A 16,031-nucleotide genomic window follows, 5' to 3' on the forward strand; every position below is an offset into this window, starting at 1 on the left:
CGTATAGTTTGAAACCCCATTTATTATTAATTGATGCGCTTAATTTAATTAGGCGCATTTACGCAGTTGACGCAAATCAAAAACATAGCAACGAAAAGCAATTGGTGCTTACTTGCAGCGAGCGTGTAGCTCAAGCATGCAAAAAAATGCTTCGCATAACGGATGCAACACATGCTATTGCGGTATTTGATGGGGATAAAAGTTGGCGTTATCACTTTTATGAACATTACAAACACTCAAGAGCCCCAATGCCTGAAACGCTAAAAAGTGCGTTGCATCATTTTAAATCAGCAATAGAGGAAACCGGTATTGTTGTTTTTGAACCAATAAATGATGAAGCTGACGATATTATTGCTACCCTTGCTTGCAAAGCGGCTGATAATAAAATCACGAGTACTATCGTATCCACTGACAAGGGATTTTTACCGTATTTAAACAGTGAAATACATATTTACGATTACTTTAAAAGGCAGCACTTAGATGAACCTGGAATACATGAACGCTTTGGGGTAGATAAAAATAAACTCGTCGATTTTTGGGCGCTTGCAGGCGATAAAACTAATGATATTCCTGGTGTTAAAGGCGTTGGTATAAAATCAGCTCAACAGCTTGTTAATAATTACACCTCTATAAATGAAGCATTGAGCGATGAATTACTTAATTCAGGACTACGCAAAAAGCTTGAAACCAATATGGATATGTACGTTATCTCCAAACAATTGGTTAGTTTAAGAACAGATATAAATTTAGGGTTTAGTTTAAAGCAGCTCAGGCTTAATTAGTCGCAAGTAAATAGCGTGTATTTATAGCAAAACGTATACTAATACCCGTGGTAGTATTTAAGGTAAATAGTGTTGAAAAAGTTTATACGGTATTTAATTTTAGGATTGGGGCTATATGCGCTCATTGCAACTTTGGTGATTGCTTTTTACAAAGACGACCCTCAAGCTATGATTTGGCAAGATCGAGAGTCATTTAACAAGCGCTACATTGAAAAACTTTCGCTAGATTCTCAAACTACACTCAATACCGTACTTGATTATCTTGGTAGCCCAGACCTGACATTTGCTAAGCGGGATAACGAACAAGTATTACAGATTATTTTTTATCGTACTCAGCATATTACGTCAGACGGGATAACGACAATGGATGAATGCACAGGTTTATTATTTAAAAATGGCCAGCTCATTTTATGGGGACCTAGTGCGTACAGTAAATATCAGGAAGAAGTTAGGTGAAGGCATAATGGATGAGCCTCTTGCGAATCGTTTAAAGCAACTGCACGAAAATACGCAGCGTTTTTTAACCGGCTATAATAACAAAGAGCAATGGCAAGCCTTATACCCTATGGCTTGTAAATTAGCTGAACAATATAGAATCTTATACGAACACTGCCCTAATGCACTGTTGTCTAAATTAACGTTATTTAATCCTCAATACAGCTATTCGACTAATTTAGTTATAAGCCAATGTGTAATTACCGCCGGCTTATGCGCTAGCCAAAATTACGATAAAAAACTTACCGAACTTTATATTAGCGCTGCGCTTGTGGAGCATATATGTGTTTGTTCGCAGTTAAATAAGCTAGCTGAACAGTCTAAATTTAGTGCCAATGATAAAAAAATTTGGCAGCTTCGCCACCAATTTGCAGCAAAAATAATGTTGAGCTGCGGCAATAGCGCAGCCCCTATTACACATATACTCGCTAAACTAAATAAATATAAGCAAGCCCTTGTAAACACGCCTAAAACAATGCTTTACGATGGTGGAATTACGCTTGTTGCATTAGCTAATATAATAGCAATGAATATAACTCATACCCCTGCTAAAAAGCACATAAGTTTTTATCAAGCTTTGGCCGACTTATATTTGCGCACGCCAAATCTGTTTGCACAACACTTGGTTAAGTCTTACGTGGCCGACGTGGGACCCTTTTTAGCTGGTAGCCGAGTTATATATCAAGATCAAAGTATGGTTTATTTAGCGACCGACAAACAAAACCGACACATTTTAGTTAACTCAGAAAATAAACAGAAATTAGCTTGGTATAGAATAAAAGCCTCACTAAAAGACACCCCAAAACAGTGGAAGTGTGCAGATATAAAGCTTATATACAGTGTATGGAACAGTGAACATATTACTATTAACGAGCCAAGCAGTTTAGATAAACCAAGGCAACTAATTGAGTTAATTAGTCAAATTAAAGTTAACCAAGAATATAGTTTTAAAGGTTTGAATAAAATAATGGGTCATCACCCTGAGATTATTGCGCGAGTATGTGAAGCCGTAAAACCTTATAATAAAGAACATCAAGCAGCTAAAGATCTCCGCCATAGCTTGTCGATGGTTGGATACAATAACGCACCTGCGATTATTCAGCGCGTTGTATTTGAACAATTGGTGAATTCAACACCTCACCCACTACAAAGGTTTATAGTAAATCGATTAGACAGCTTAGTAAAAATAATGGCTTTATTGGTAGCACCTAATAAGCAGTATCAATTTGAGCACATAACTTTACCTCTGTATGCATATACTCATTTTATGTTAACCCAATGCAGTACTCACTTAACACGAAAAATAGCTATCGATGAAGTGCCTAACAAAACGCTAAGTTCACCATTTAGTGCATTTTTTGGTGTAGCAAGTATTAAAAATGAACACATCGAAGCATTGTTTTCACAATTACTGAGCGATAACCCTTGGGCAAACACGTTGTTACAGGCAGAGCAAACAGCAAAAAAACAGCTAACAAATAAACATAAGCTATGGGTCGCCTTAAAAGTTATTGCGCAACAGGTTTTCAAACCAGAACTAAAATTAACCCCATGGCAACAGCAAATTCTTAGTGAACAACTAAGCTTAAATGGCTGGAATGAAGAGCGCACTTTTTACGACCAATTAGGAAATCTTCAAATATATAACAATATTTAGTTCGGTTATTACCATTATAAATACAAGTTATACCCATTATTTATTCTATAAACTGGCAAAATAAGCGTTAAATTGGTATAAATGCGCCCTTAAAATTTTCAACCATTCACATAAATGACCTAACAAGCAGCTACTCTCTCAGAGTAGTAATTTATGTGCACATCAAACTCTTTAAAGGAAAAGATAATGGCCAAACAAACCATCACAGTGATCAAAGGCGACGGCATCGGTCCTAGCATCATCGACTCAGCACTTGAAATACTAAAAGCCGCAGGATGCGATTTTGATTATGAATTTGTTGATGCTGGCCTAGCCGCTCTAGAAAAAACAGGTGAGTTACTTCCACAAGAGACAATTGATACAATTGCTAAAAACAAAATCACACTTAAGGGCCCGTTAACTACCCCTGTAGGTGAAGGTTTTACGTCTATTAACGTAACACTGCGCAAGCAATTTGGCTTATACGCTAACGTACGTCCAGTAAAATCATTTGTAGGCACTAAAGCACGTTACGATGATATTGATATCATCACTATTCGCGAAAATACACAAGGTATGTACTCAGGCGCTGGCCAAGTAGTGAGCGAAGACGGTAATGAAGCAGAAGCAAAGTCTGTAATAACGCGTGAAGGCGCTGAAAAAATCGTAACATTTGCTTATGAGCTTGCGGTACGAGAAGGCCGTAAAAAAGTAACAGCGGTTCACAAAGCGAACATTTTAAAATCTACTTCTGGCTTATTTTTAAAAGTTGCTCGTGAAGTAGCTGAGCGTTACCCACAAATTGAATCAACAGAGATGATTGTTGATGCAACGTGTATGAAACTTGTAATGACACCAGAAGAGTTTGACGTTGTTGTAACGACTAACCTATTTGGTGATATTTTATCAGACCTATGTGCTGGCTTAGTAGGCGGTTTAGGTATGGCACCAGGTGCAAACATTGGTGAAGATGCTGCAATTTTTGAAGCTGTGCACGGTAGCGCACCAGATATCGCGGGTAAAAACCTAGCAAACCCTACCTCAGTAATTTTAGCGTCTATTCAAATGCTAGAGCACTTAAACATGGGTGACACAGCGGAGCGAATTCGTAGCGCTGTTGCTGATGTAATTAAATCAGGTGACCGTACTACACGTGATTTAGGTGGCAGCCACGGAACAACTGATTTCACACAGTCAGTGATCGATCGCCTGTAATTTAATAAAACGTTCAAAAAAGCCAGCATTTTTGCTGGCTTTTTTATGCCATTTAAGGGCGTTTAAATCTAATTGAAATTAACAACATAAAAATTAATAACCCACCAAGCGACCCTCCACTAGAGCTTGAACCGCTATTAGTTTGAGATTGTGCTACCGTTACGGATAAGTCATCACTAATAACCTCTCCCGTAATTGTGTCGGTTATAGTTAAAGTAACAGAATAACTGCCAGCATTTTGATACGTATGACTTGGGTTTTGAACTTGAGAAAGCTCACTGCCGTCACCAAAATCCCAGCTATATGTATAATTTTTAAACCCACCTAACACATCAGCGTTAAATTGGACCGTTAAATTATTTGTTGAAAAAACGGTATTAACTGCAAGTGGAACATTTACGTTTACATTTACGTTTTGAGATACCGACATTCCTTGGTCGTCAGTCACTGTTAGCGACAATAAATAATCACCCGAGTGTAAATAGTCATATGAAATGCTCTGTGATGCTAGCGAACTGCCGTCGCCTAAATTCCACAAATAACTGTATGGTGCTAACCCTCCTGCAACTTCAGCTTTTGCCGTTAGTAGCCCTTGTGTTATTTCGTAATCAATTTCAGTAATACTCAGGGGTGCGACAATAATGACTGTTGTTGTTGCTACCTGCTCTTCTTCACCGTTGCTTGCAGTAAATTTAACATCATAGCGTCCGTAACTCTCAAAAACGTGCGAAGGGGATAACTCAGAACTTGTTCTGCCGTCACCAAAATCCCAAGTAAACGTATCGGATGGCGAAAGCGTCAATCCATCAACTGTAAAATCTGCTGTGAAATCTGAGAGTGAGTAACTAATGCCATTTGATGGCTCGTAATTTAATAATATTTCTATGCTTTGATTATCGTTTTCTTGGTTTGTGAGCGTAAAACCAAAGCCAACTTGTGGTAATTTAACACCCGATTCAGCTTGTTCTGCAAAGCCATAGTCCACCTCGTCACTAAAAGAGCTGATAGCAGATAAATCGTCATCTCCGAGCCCTGCTCGTTGAGCATAAAGGCTAAATGCGGCATCTCTTATTTGAATAGCGGTATTTGCTGGTGATTGCGTGCCTCCTTTATTGATAGCACGCTGATCTGCGTCAACAACCAATGCAAAACCACTACCGGGGTGCTCAGTTGTATTGTTATCAGTGTGCGACTCATCGCTGTACCACAGTAATAATCCCGGCGAGTAACCTTCTTTTTGTAATCCACTATCTATACCCGAATAGTCACGCAACTGCAGGTAGTAGTAAGATGGCATAGCAAATACATAACTCCCTACTTTTGCAAACCCAGATAAGGTCGTATTACTTTGAGTTTCTGCGTTATTTTGCCAAATTAATGAACCATTTTGCTCAATGCGCATATCGTCAATAACAAAACCATAATAATGCGTATTAGCGTCTGTTAAGTATTGTACTTGTAACTCTATTGTTTGCCCTGCATAAGCAGATAAATCAAATTGATGCGTTAAGTATCCGTTAGGAAGTTGTGCATCAGGATTTAAAAATGAATCACCTGTAATATAAGGACCAATATTGCCATAGAAAGGGTTAGTAGGTTGCGTATAGTTACCCGCGATTGGCACACCATTAACCTTTATTTGAACTAAGTCATAATCTTGCTCAATGCTATAAAAAGCAACAAAGCTCAGCATAAGCGACTCTGTCGTGCTTGGTAAATTAATGGTGTTCACTAAACGAGTATTAAGATTATCGCCGGTATTTGAATAATATTGAAAAACGCCTTCTACTGGCGTTTTAAATTTTTCAAGCCTTGGTGGCAATGTGACCTTTACTTGGCTTTGTGATTTAGACGTACTTGCTGCGTTATTAATCACTTGCACTGGGTTCGTAACAACCTCATCCATATCAAGGCTAAGCTGGTTTACCCAATTACCTTGGTAGCGTGTTTGAAGATATTCTAGCGCATATGGGCTAAACATTACTGGCTCAGACCCGCGTGGTGAACCCGCCCATGTACCTGACGACATAACCGACCATGAGGCGACAGGCTCACCTACCGTATTAGACTGTAAATCGTATTCATCTTTTAAACCTAAATCGTGCCCAAACTCATGAACAACAACACCAATGGCGGCATCAATAGGGTTTATTGTGTAACCAAATAGCTTTATATCACTCCCAACAACTTCAGTTGGTTGGCTATTTTCGTCTAAAACATAATAACGATGTGACCAAATTGCATCTGTTGATAAATAACCCCCGCCCGACTCCTCACCAATACTAGAATGAAAAATCATAACATGATCGATTATCCCATTTGGTTCGTCGGTAATACCATCACCGTCTATGTCATCAAGATCAGTTAAGTCATAATCAGCCAAATTAATATTAAATTGTGCAACCGCTTTTTCAACAGCTTCTTTTACAAGGCTCGGCGCATTTTTATCTCGGGTAGAGCCTAAACGTTCACCATAAAATTTAGCGTTATTATTTGCAGTTACCCACCCGAAAACTTGCCCTTCAAAATTAAGGCTATTGCCAGAAGCCGCTTTATAATAATCGGCCGCCGATAAAAGAACCTGTCCGTCAGGGCCTTCATAGCCGTTAGTGTTAAACAGCATCTGCTGGTAATGATCGGGGGAGTAATCGGTATAAAACATATCAGTGTCTTGGGGAGTTAACTGGTTTTCGTCGTGCTTTAAATCAGGAAAATCAACTAAAATAGTTAATACTTTAACTGTATTGACTCGATCATCTGGGGTTAACCCCGCTGAAAAACTAGATTGTTCACTAGGTAAGAGCCCCTTTTGCATTGAGTTATATGTCGATAAACGAGGTAGCTGACTAAACCCATTTTTTAACGCTACTTGCACAGGTGATTTGTTATTGATGTATTCATTGTAAGACGCTTCTAACTCATCGGAAGTTAAGTCTTCTTTTTTATTAAGCCAATACAAAATACGTTCTTTGTTGGTTACACCTATATCGTGCGGAGTAGATGTTTTAGCTACAGTTATAGAGCTAAACAACGTAGTAATAAGTGTAAGTAACGCTATTTTGTTCACTGTATATTCCTCAAACAATTTGTTAAGCACATCATACCTAATAACAACTATTTAAACATGTTATAAACCAGCTTTAAGTATACGTTAGCAATCTATAATTGCTTAATACTAAAACAACAGCAAACAAAGCAAAAATAAGCGCGCTGCATATTATCTCCCTAAAAACTTCAAATTAAACGCACAAAAAGCAACAAACCACTAAAAAACAATAAAAAACGAATTTAAAATGCAAAAAACAACATTCAAGGTTGACATAAACACTTAAAACACTTAAAAATAAACCCATATAAAATTTCACACCAAAGCAGTGTTTTGCTGAGTAGAGTAAATAACTATGAAAACACAATTTAACCTTCTAGTCGTTCTCGTACTGGTCTTAGTAATAAGCCCAGCGGGGATGTATTAAAAGGTAATACTGCTTTTTAAAAACCCCCGCACCACGCGGGGGTTTTTTTATGCACAAAAAAAGCGCAGAGGAATGAGGATGAGCAAACAAGAGTATAATGGCTCTGAACTAGTCGTTCAGGCATTAAAAGAATTAAAGGTAAAATATATATTTGGCTACCCAGGTGGCTCAGTATTAGATTTATACGATGCACTTTTTCAACAAAATGATATTGAGCACATCTTAGTTAGGCATGAACAAGCAGCAACACACATGGCTGACGGTTATGCACGTGCTACTGGTGAGGTCGGTGTTGTTCTTGCTACTTCAGGCCCTGGTGCTACAAATTGTATAACCGGTATTGCAACTGCATACATGGACTCAATTCCGATGGTTGTATTATCTGGGCAGGTACCTACTAGTCTAATTGGTGACGACGCCTTCCAAGAAACAGACATAGTGGGTTGCTCTCGACCAATTGTAAAACACAGCTTTAACTGCAGAAGTGCACAAGAAATACCTGCAATATTGGCAAAAGCTTTTTATATCGCAAGCACTGGTCGCCCTGGGCCTGTTGTTGTTGAGCTACCAAAAGATATGCTTAACCCTGCTGTCAAATTTGAATACGACTTCCCTGCAACGACTGAACTCCGCACTTATAGCCCAAATACTAAAGGCCATTCAAAACAAATTAGAAAAGCAGTGGCTGCTATATTAGAAGCTAAAAAACTAGTTATATATTCTGGTGGTGGCATTATCATCTCAAACACCTCAGAGCAATTAACACGCTTAGTAGAATCATTGAATGCACCTATTACCAACACTTTAATGGGTCTGGGTGGTATTTCAGGGGTTCACCCTAATTTTATCGGTATGCTCGGGATGCACGGGACGCTAGAGGCCAACAAAGCTATGGCAAATGCCGACGTTATATTAGCATTAGGTGCTCGCTTTGATGATCGGGTTACAAATAACGTTAAAAAGTTTTGCCCTAATGCAACGATTGTCCATGTAGATGTAGACCCCACCTCTATTTCTAAAACCATTAAGGCGCATATACCTGTTGTAGGTTGTTTAGACACTGTACTTAAACAACTACAAGATGGAATAGACAAAAGCACAATTCAAATAGATCGCAGTGCACAAGAAGATTGGTGGCGACAAATTATTAGCTGGCGTGAACAAAAATGTTTGGGTTACAAACAAAGCCCTTCAGAAAAAATTAAACCTCAAGCTGTCATTGAAGCGCTTTATAAAGCAACAGACGGCGAAGCCTACATCAGTTCTGATGTAGGACAGCATCAAATGTTTGCAGCACAGTATTACCCATTTAAATACCCTCGCCAATGGATAAATTCAGGCGGATTAGGCACTATGGGCTTTGGTTTACCGGCTGCCATGGGCGTTAAGCTCGCATTTCCTGATAAAGAGTCGGTGTGCGTAACTGGCGATGGTTCTATTCAAATGAACATTCAAGAGCTTTCTACGTGCTTGCAGTACAACTTAGCCGTTAAAGTCGTCTCTCTTAACAACCGCTCATTAGGAATGGTACGCCAATGGCAAGATATGGTGTACGGCGGTCGTCATTCATCATCTTACATGGACTCACTGCCTGACTTTATAAAATTAGTTGAAAGCTATGGCCACGTAGGCATTCAGGTAAACACACTTGACGAGCTTCAACCCGCGATTGATAAAGCAATGAGCATAACGGATCGTCTAGTATTTTTAGACATACTTGTCGACGAAAAAGAACATGTGTACCCAATGCAAATTAAATTAGGTGGCATTGACGAAATGTGGTTACGTAAAGGAGTTAAAGCATAATGCGTCGTATTTTATCAATATTATTAGAAAACGAACCCGGTGCACTATCTCGTATTGTTGGACTATTTTCACAACGAGCATATAACATTGACAGCCTAACGGTAGGTACTACTGACGATCAGTCTTTATCGCGCATTACCATAACAACAATGGGTGATGACCGAATTGTTGAACAAATTACCAAGCAAGTGAACAAGCTCGTTGATGTATTAAAAATTATTGATTTAACAGAAATGAGCCACATTGAACGAGAACTACTCCTTGTAAAAGTATTTGCACAAGACGAAACAACGCGTGCTGCAGTTACCCGGGTAGTAGATGTGTTTAAAGGTGATATTTTAGATATGGGCCGTCAGAGTTACAGCTTACAACTTGTGAGCAGCACAGACAAAATAGAATCATTTTTAGATACGCTACGCCATGAAACAGATATCATAGAAGTTGTACGTTCAGGTGCAGTTGGAATTGGTAGAGGCGATAAAGCCTTAAAAGCATAACTTTTCAAATACTGAGCCGTTACATTACGGCTTTTTCAATACAAAAAAAAAGGGCTTATTAGCCCTTTTTTCAATTAATTTGTAAAACCAATTATAGGTTTACTTGGTCTTTAAGACCTTTACCTGCTTTAAAGCTTGGGATAGTTGCCGCTGCGATTTGGATCTCAGCACCCGTTTGAGGGTTACGGCCTGTGCGTGCAGCACGTTCTTTAACTGAGAAAGTACCAAAACCAACTAATGCTACTGAATCACCTTCTTTAAGTGCAGAAGTTACAGCGCCAGTAAATGCGTCAAGAGCACGTGTAGCAGCGGCTTTAGAAATTTCCGCGTCAGTAGCAATTTTTTCAACTAATTGAGCTTTATTCATTGTTAGATTCCTATTCGTTATTATTTTGCCTTCGCAAAACCTATCTTTATGTATTTTTTAAAAGTTAGCAACAGCAAATTGCAATTTTTAGTTAAAATCTTATAAAACACATAAAATTATATTAATTTCCGCTAAAATACAGCATCTTGTGTTAACAAAGACTTAATTTTTGTACAATTTTGGTGCATGTTAATCAGCATATAAAAACTATATTTTTTCGATAACTAAGGTCACTTCCCCGACCTCGACACCAAACTTAACAATAGATGTGCGGTTAATCAAGCGCGATTGTGTTACCAAGTACATCCAATCATCAAAATTAACTTCTAAAGTGCTTCCGTCATAAGGGAGTTCTACGTTGTAGTTCCAATGAAATACACTGCCATCACTCTTGCCTTGTGCAACGCCAAGAACGTCAGCGGCAGTCCCTGTAAGAGTGTTATCGTCATTAAGGGTTATTTTCCAGATGCGTTTTTGTGTTTCACCATCATCATATACAAAGTCTTCTTCTATGACGCCCTGGTTGCCCTCCCACGTAGCGTTCATATCAACGACTAACTTACGGGTTAACTCACCTTTAAAGTCTTGCACTACACCGTAAGCTTTTAATTTGCCGCTAAAGAAGGTTTTAAAGTCAAAATTGGGAGTTGTTTTACTGTAGTGTTCTACATTAGGCGCTGAGCAACTAACCAAAAAAAGTGCAAATACACACACAAAAATCGTTTTTAACGCGTTATTAATAATCATTTTAATTTCCTAATAGTTTTTTTCTTAAAGCTGGCTCTGACGTATTTTTACCTAACCAAATAGCTAAAAAATCACTTGAAAACGCAACATCACCAATTACGCCAACCTCGCTATCGTTATGCAAAAAAGTACTTTTTCCTTCTTTATCAGTTATTAGCGTTAACGAATCACCTTTACCTATGTTTGGCCAAATAGACAAAAGCACCTCATCGTACTTGCCGACTAGATTTTTTTTACCTATGTGCTCCCACTGCTCATTGGTTGCTTTAACTATATCTTTGGCGTCAAAATCACGTAAATAGGTCAGCTTAAATTTGACGGGGTGTTCACCCAAAGCATAATCGCCAGAAGGGGTATACAAGGTGGCGTCATAAACATCCCAAAACAAGTATTCCATTCTACCCTCGCCCACTTTGCTAAATTCAACATTAGCAAAGGCAGAAGTAGACAATAAAAGACATAAAACAGTTATGGTTATGATTGATTTCACGATTAAAGTCCTTCTTTTAATAACAAATAAAAGGGTAAACTAATTTTGACTTGCTAAAATAATCGACTTAATTTTTTGGTTTATAAATACAATAAACGTAAAGGCTGCCGACCAAATAACACCGTAGGCTACCCAAAACTGCCATAGCGGTAAGCCTAAATTAATTACGTTAAAACGCGCACCCGCCCAGTAGCTAGCTGGCGCAAAAATAAGGCAAACAACAAATACCTGCCAAAGTCTTAATCGACTTAAAAAATGCATCGATGTATTTAATGAAAGAAGCAACGCGGCCCATAGAAGTACCAGCCAAATTGGAAAAGGATCAACTTTAAATGAAAGTAGACCAAGCTCCACCGCTATGTATTCAAGTAGCAAAGCAATAGGAAGTGCTTTTAATAGCAATAATGCATCTTGTTTTTTTTGCTTTGACAAATAAAACATTAAGACAATGATTCCAGCGCTAAATAAAAGTGATTGTCCTTCAAGCAGTAATGATAAAAACCAGACTGCTTGAAACAAGACAAAATTAATAAGCGAGTGCAATTTCATCTACATTGCTACTAAAGCGAGGTTTACGCGCCATTAAATGTACAGTACTGGTTGCACGCGTTCTAAATGCGCCTTCACAGTACGCAAAATAAAATAACCATAACCTATAAAAGCGGTCATCAAATTTCGTGCGGTCTAGATCTGGCCAACTTTTGATAAAGCGTTCACGCCAGTCAGCTAAGGTTCGTGCGTAATGCGTTCCAATATCACTAACAGTATGGATAACCATATCTGTGTTATTTTTGATTTGCTCACTCATTTCGTTTAATGAGGGTAAACACCCACCAGGGAAAATATACTGTTGGATAAAATCTGAATTTTTAAGGTAGTGCTTGTATCGCTGATCGCTTATGGTGATTGCTTGTATCAACATTGCGCCATCGTCTTTGAGTAGCGAACCACACTGGGTAAAAAAGCTAGGTAAATATTCGTGGCCAACCGCTTCAATCATTTCAATCGAAACGAGTTTGTCGTATTTGCCCGTGAGTAGTCTGTAATCAAGCTTAAGAAGCGTAATTTTGTTCTCTAAGCCTAACTCTTTAATTTTTTCTGCAACAAAGTCATGTTGCTCGTCAGATATTGTAGTAGTCGTCACGTGGCAGTCGTAATGTGTTGCTGCGTAAATGGCAAATGCGCCCCATCCAGTGCCAATTTCTATAACGGAATCGCCAGGTTGCAATTCTACTTGTTCACATATGCGCTTTAATTTGTACTGCTGCGCGTCCTCTAGACTGGCATCTTTTGATGGATAAACAGCACACGAGTAAAGCATTTCTTTACTCAAAAACGATTCGTATAAATCGTTACCTAGATCATAGTGAGCAACTATATTTTTTTTAGAGCCTGACTCAGAATTTTTATTTTTTAAATGAGTTAGTCTGTGGGCAATGTTGCTGAAAAACGCGAATTTTTTCTCAAACTCGTCTAACTGTTTTTCATTTATAGCAAATAACTCAATTAGTCGGGTTAGATTGTCACAACTCCATTGACCTAAAATGTAAGACTCGCCTGCACCAACACTTCCAGATAATGCAAACGCCTTGTACATCGCTTTGTCGTGAATTGTTACCGTTACTTTTAAGTCGGATGATGCATCTCCAAAAACAAGCTGCAGATCTTCATCGATAACGGTGATTTGCCCTGTTTCTATTGAAGAAAAAGCTTTAAATACTAATTTTTTATAAAGCCCTGTAAACCAGCCTGTGTTTTGTTCGCAATTTAAGCTAGACACTTTTTCCATTAGAACACCTATATTATTTTTATTACTGCTTGTATGTAATTTGTGACTTTTAAGAATGACCTAAAAAAGGCACTCTTTTTATAAACAGCTTCAACGCTTGGTAATAAATACCTTTAAATATTGTCCACGTCATTGCTGGGAATCGTTTTAACAACTGACTCATTTCTTTTTCAGTCAGTTCTTTGCGGGTTAATCGAAGAGTAGCATCAAATAGCAATTCTCCATCCCGTTTATTTTCAATATGAATCAATGTTTTATCTTGCGTTAACCTAATTGTCCAATGATAGTTCATATCAAGGTTCATAAAAGGTGATACGGAAAATACTTTTTTAAAGTTCACTTTTTTTTCTAGTGGTATCAAGTAGTAGTGTCGCTCGTTCCATGGTGTATTACTAACTTCAGCCACCATGTACTTAAATTCACTGTCGCTATGACCATAAAAGAAGAAGTTTACTGGGCTAAAATAAATACCAAAGCAACGGAGCTGTCCAAGCATGTATACATGGTTAAAAGTCTCAGTTACACCAAGCGATAATAACTGATGATTTGCACGTTCAATGATTGACGCATCATTATTGTGGGGCTTATTAACAAAGTAGTCTGATTCGTTAAACTTTAATGCTTTTGAACCAGACGTACCTAACCATTTATGCTTATTGTTCAATTGCTCTGGGTTGTTGAGATCAACCCACATCATATAAAGTGGATTACTAAAATGATGAGTCTTAACAGCAAAACGGCGATGCTTAACATCGCCTAAATAAACAGCACTAGTCAAATTCAACCCCTAGCTGCCTTGCCACATCTACACCACTGCGTACACCATCTTCATGAAAGCCGTTGTACCAATAGGCACCACAAAAATAACTATTATTTTGACCATCGATCGTTTGTTTAAGCCCTTGCGCAGCAATAGACTCTTTGTTGAAAACAGGGTGATGATAAGTGAATTCACGCAATATTTTGCTTTTATCTATCCCTTCAAGGTGGTTTAACGTAACGCAAAACTGCGTGTCTGATTGAATACCTTGCAATATATTCATCTGGTAGGTAACAACAGCTGCTTTATCGGTATTATTATTTAATAAATAATTCCAACTAGCCCAAGCGGCTTTTCTGTCAGGTAGTAAATTTGTATCTGTATGAAGTACTACTGAATTTTCAGTGTAAGGAATTGCGCCAAGTACTGATTTTTCTTGGCTTGTTGCATCACCAAGTAGTTTGAGTGCTTGGTCTGAGTGGCACGCAAAAATAACTTTATCAAAAACGTGCTGCTCACCACTGGCAAGCTCAATGGTTACATCGTCATTTGCACGTGTTACCGATTTAATATCAGTGTTAAGTTTTATTCTGTCAGCAAACCCTTTAATTAATGGGTTTATGTATTCACGTGAACCACCAGGTACAACATACCATTGCGGCCTATTTGTGATATCTAAAAGGCCATGATTAAAGAAAAACTTTACAAAAAACTCTACGCCTACGTTTTCCATTTCTTTAATACTAGTAGACCAAATAGCTGCGCCCATAGGTAAAATATAATGATATTTAAAAAAGTCGTTAAACTGATTTTCATTAAGTAGCTGACCGAGTGTTTGCGATTGCTGATATTCGCCTTTTTCGTGTATTGCTTTACATAGTTTGTTAAATTTAACTATGTCAGATAACAAGCGCCAAAATTTAGGCCTAAAAATATTTCTTCTTTGTGCAAATAAACTGGTGAAGGTATGGCCATTGTACTCAAAGCCTGTTGCCTCATTATGAACACTGAAACTCATTTGGGTTTCTTGCTTTTTTATACCAATACGCGCAAGTAACTTTTCAAAATAAGGGTAGGTTCGGTTATTAAAAACAATAAATCCGGTATCCACGGCGTAATTAACGCCCTTAACATCTACGTCAACAGTCGCAGTGTGCCCGCCAATGTAATCGTTTTTTTCAAATAAAGTGACATCGTAGTGTTTGTGAAGCAAATGCCCACATGTTAAACCTGATACACCAGTTCCTATTATTGCTATTTTTTTCAACGGGTTAATCCTTTTGCTATTTTAAGCCAAAGCGGTAAAGGCAATACCCGCAATGCTTTTAATATAAGCGTAAAGCGATACGGAAAGTGTACCTCTTTACGTCGTTTGTTTATTCCTTTGATCATATAATCTGCCGCTTCTTCAGCGGTCACTGCCATAGGCATGGGAAAATCATTTTTTTCGGTCAGAGGGGTTTTTACAAACCCTGGGTGAACTAACGTGACATCCACATTCATCAAATCAACGGCTAGGCTTTTAGCTAAATAACTTACGCCCGCTTTAGACGCCCCATAAGCCTCGGAGCGTGGTAACGGTAAGTATGTAACGCTTGAGCTAACAATAACTAATTGACCGCCACTTTTAACTTTAGGGAGTAATGCTTCTAAGCAGTAGCCAACCGACAGTAAATTTGCATTAATTACGCGCTCAAACAGAGCGCTATCAAAGTTTTTTGCGTCGTCTATGTATTCACAATTGCCCGCATTAAGAATTACTCGGTCAAAGTGTGGGTATCCAATGGTTGCTTCTTTAATATCTTTTAGGCTTGTTGCATCAAACTTACAACTTTCTATGTTGTTATGTTTTGAAAGCTCAGCTAGTTTTTCTGTATTACGTCCACATGCAATAACGGTGTCGCCCATTTGTGCATATTTAATAGCTAGTTGTTCGCCAATGCCTGACGTTGCGCCTGTAATTAAGGTAACCAT

15 protein-coding genes are annotated in these 16,031 nt (G+C 38.3%); 6 read left to right on the forward strand and 9 right to left on the reverse strand.

The features are described 5' to 3' along the window. Positions 1 to 8: 8 nt before the first annotated feature. From xni to RF53_RS09125, 4 genes are all read left to right on the forward strand, one after another. Complete coding sequence (xni, locus tag RF53_RS09110) at positions 9 to 782, forward strand: flap endonuclease Xni (RefSeq protein WP_039037390.1); 774 nt, start codon at positions 9 to 11, stop codon at positions 780 to 782. Between the two features lie 69 nt (positions 783 to 851). Next, positions 852 to 1,238 carry a DUF3192 domain-containing protein gene (locus RF53_RS09115; RefSeq protein WP_033019488.1) on the forward strand — a complete coding sequence of 129 codons (387 nt, stop codon included), beginning with the start codon at positions 852 to 854 and terminating at the stop codon, positions 1,236 to 1,238. A 7-nt stretch (positions 1,239 to 1,245) separates the two neighbouring features. After that, positions 1,246 to 2,934, forward strand: a complete 1,689-nt coding sequence (locus RF53_RS09120; RefSeq protein ID WP_039037391.1) for a hypothetical protein — start codon at positions 1,246 to 1,248, stop codon at positions 2,932 to 2,934. Between the two features lie 186 nt (positions 2,935 to 3,120). Then, entirely contained in the window at positions 3,121 to 4,128 is a 1,008-nt protein-coding gene (locus tag RF53_RS09125) for an isocitrate dehydrogenase (RefSeq protein WP_006793428.1), read from the forward strand. Between the two features lie 52 nt (positions 4,129 to 4,180). On the opposite strand, the gene RF53_RS09130 is transcribed toward RF53_RS09125, so the two are convergent. After that, positions 4,181 to 7,195, reverse strand: a complete 3,015-nt coding sequence (locus tag RF53_RS09130; RefSeq protein ID WP_039037392.1) for an immune inhibitor A domain-containing protein — start codon at positions 7,193 to 7,195, stop codon at positions 4,181 to 4,183. 484 nt (positions 7,196 to 7,679) lie between these two features. On the opposite strand from RF53_RS09130, the gene RF53_RS09135 reads away from it, so the two are divergent. Then, positions 7,680 to 9,407: an acetolactate synthase 3 large subunit gene (locus tag RF53_RS09135; protein ID WP_008129190.1), complete on the forward strand. Its 1,728-nt coding sequence runs from the start codon at positions 7,680 to 7,682 to the stop codon at positions 9,405 to 9,407. Next, positions 9,407 to 9,904 carry an acetolactate synthase small subunit gene (gene ilvN / locus RF53_RS09140; RefSeq protein WP_006793425.1) on the forward strand — a complete coding sequence of 166 codons (498 nt, stop codon included), beginning with the start codon at positions 9,407 to 9,409 and terminating at the stop codon, positions 9,902 to 9,904. Before RF53_RS09135 ends, ilvN begins: the two co-directional genes overlap by 1 nt. A 91-nt stretch (positions 9,905 to 9,995) precedes the next feature. Here the strand turns inward: ilvN and RF53_RS09145 are convergent, their stop codons facing one another. From RF53_RS09145 to RF53_RS09180, 8 genes are all read right to left on the reverse strand, one after another. Next, entirely contained in the window at positions 9,996 to 10,271 is a 276-nt protein-coding gene (locus RF53_RS09145; protein ID WP_006793424.1) for an HU family DNA-binding protein, read from the reverse strand. Between the two features lie 207 nt (positions 10,272 to 10,478). Next, positions 10,479 to 11,018: a DUF3833 domain-containing protein gene (locus RF53_RS09150; protein WP_006793423.1), complete on the reverse strand. Its 540-nt coding sequence runs from the start codon at positions 11,016 to 11,018 to the stop codon at positions 10,479 to 10,481. Between the two features lies 1 nt (position 11,019). After that, positions 11,020 to 11,499 (reverse strand): chalcone isomerase family protein, encoded by a 480-nt coding sequence (locus RF53_RS09155; RefSeq protein WP_442960098.1) that lies wholly within the window; start codon positions 11,497 to 11,499, stop codon positions 11,020 to 11,022. A 48-nt stretch (positions 11,500 to 11,547) separates the two neighbouring features. After that, positions 11,548 to 12,057 (reverse strand): DUF2878 domain-containing protein, encoded by a 510-nt coding sequence (locus RF53_RS09160; RefSeq protein ID WP_039037394.1) that lies wholly within the window; start codon positions 12,055 to 12,057, stop codon positions 11,548 to 11,550. After that, on the reverse strand, positions 12,035 to 13,297 hold the full coding sequence (locus RF53_RS09165) for an SAM-dependent methyltransferase (RefSeq protein WP_039037395.1): 1,263 nt from the start codon (positions 13,295 to 13,297) through the stop codon (positions 12,035 to 12,037). Before RF53_RS09165 ends, RF53_RS09160 begins: the two co-directional genes overlap by 23 nt. Before the next feature lie 49 nt (positions 13,298 to 13,346). After that, positions 13,347 to 14,075, reverse strand: coding sequence for a DUF1365 domain-containing protein (locus RF53_RS09170; protein WP_008129195.1), 729 nt, complete (start codon positions 14,073 to 14,075; stop codon positions 13,347 to 13,349). Beyond that, positions 14,068 to 15,324 (reverse strand): NAD(P)/FAD-dependent oxidoreductase, encoded by a 1,257-nt coding sequence (locus RF53_RS09175; protein WP_006794852.1) that lies wholly within the window; start codon positions 15,322 to 15,324, stop codon positions 14,068 to 14,070. The genes RF53_RS09170 and RF53_RS09175 overlap by 8 nt, the downstream gene beginning before the upstream one ends. Beyond that, positions 15,321 to 16,031: an SDR family NAD(P)-dependent oxidoreductase gene (locus RF53_RS09180; protein ID WP_039037396.1), complete on the reverse strand. Its 711-nt coding sequence runs from the start codon at positions 16,029 to 16,031 to the stop codon at positions 15,321 to 15,323. The genes RF53_RS09175 and RF53_RS09180 overlap by 4 nt, the downstream gene beginning before the upstream one ends.

Origin of the sequence: Pseudoalteromonas sp. ECSMB14103, from assembly GCF_000813065.1 — a bacterium.
Lineage (GTDB): Bacteria > Pseudomonadota > Gammaproteobacteria > Enterobacterales > Alteromonadaceae > Pseudoalteromonas > Pseudoalteromonas marina.

Excerpts from the sequence above, each read along its gene's own strand:
- RF53_RS09120 (WP_039037391.1), top strand. The coding sequence starts at position 1,246 with ATGGATGAGCCTCTTGCGAATCGTTTAAAGCAACTGCACGAAAATACG.
- RF53_RS09145 (WP_006793424.1), bottom strand. The coding sequence starts at position 10,271 with ATGAATAAAGCTCAATTAGTTGAAAAAATTGCTACTGACGCGGAAATT.
- RF53_RS09160 (WP_039037394.1), bottom strand. The coding sequence starts at position 12,057 with ATGAAATTGCACTCGCTTATTAATTTTGTCTTGTTTCAAGCAGTCTGG.
- ilvN (WP_006793425.1), top strand. The coding sequence starts at position 9,407 with ATGCGTCGTATTTTATCAATATTATTAGAAAACGAACCCGGTGCACTA.
- RF53_RS09150 (WP_006793423.1), bottom strand. The coding sequence starts at position 11,018 with ATGATTATTAATAACGCGTTAAAAACGATTTTTGTGTGTGTATTTGCA.
- RF53_RS09135 (WP_008129190.1), top strand. The coding sequence starts at position 7,680 with ATGAGCAAACAAGAGTATAATGGCTCTGAACTAGTCGTTCAGGCATTA.
- RF53_RS09180 (WP_039037396.1), bottom strand. The coding sequence starts at position 16,031 with ATGGTTACCTTAATTACAGGCGCAACGTCAGGCATTGGCGAACAACTA.
- RF53_RS09125 (WP_006793428.1), top strand. The coding sequence starts at position 3,121 with ATGGCCAAACAAACCATCACAGTGATCAAAGGCGACGGCATCGGTCCT.
- RF53_RS09165 (WP_039037395.1), bottom strand. The coding sequence starts at position 13,297 with ATGGAAAAAGTGTCTAGCTTAAATTGCGAACAAAACACAGGCTGGTTT.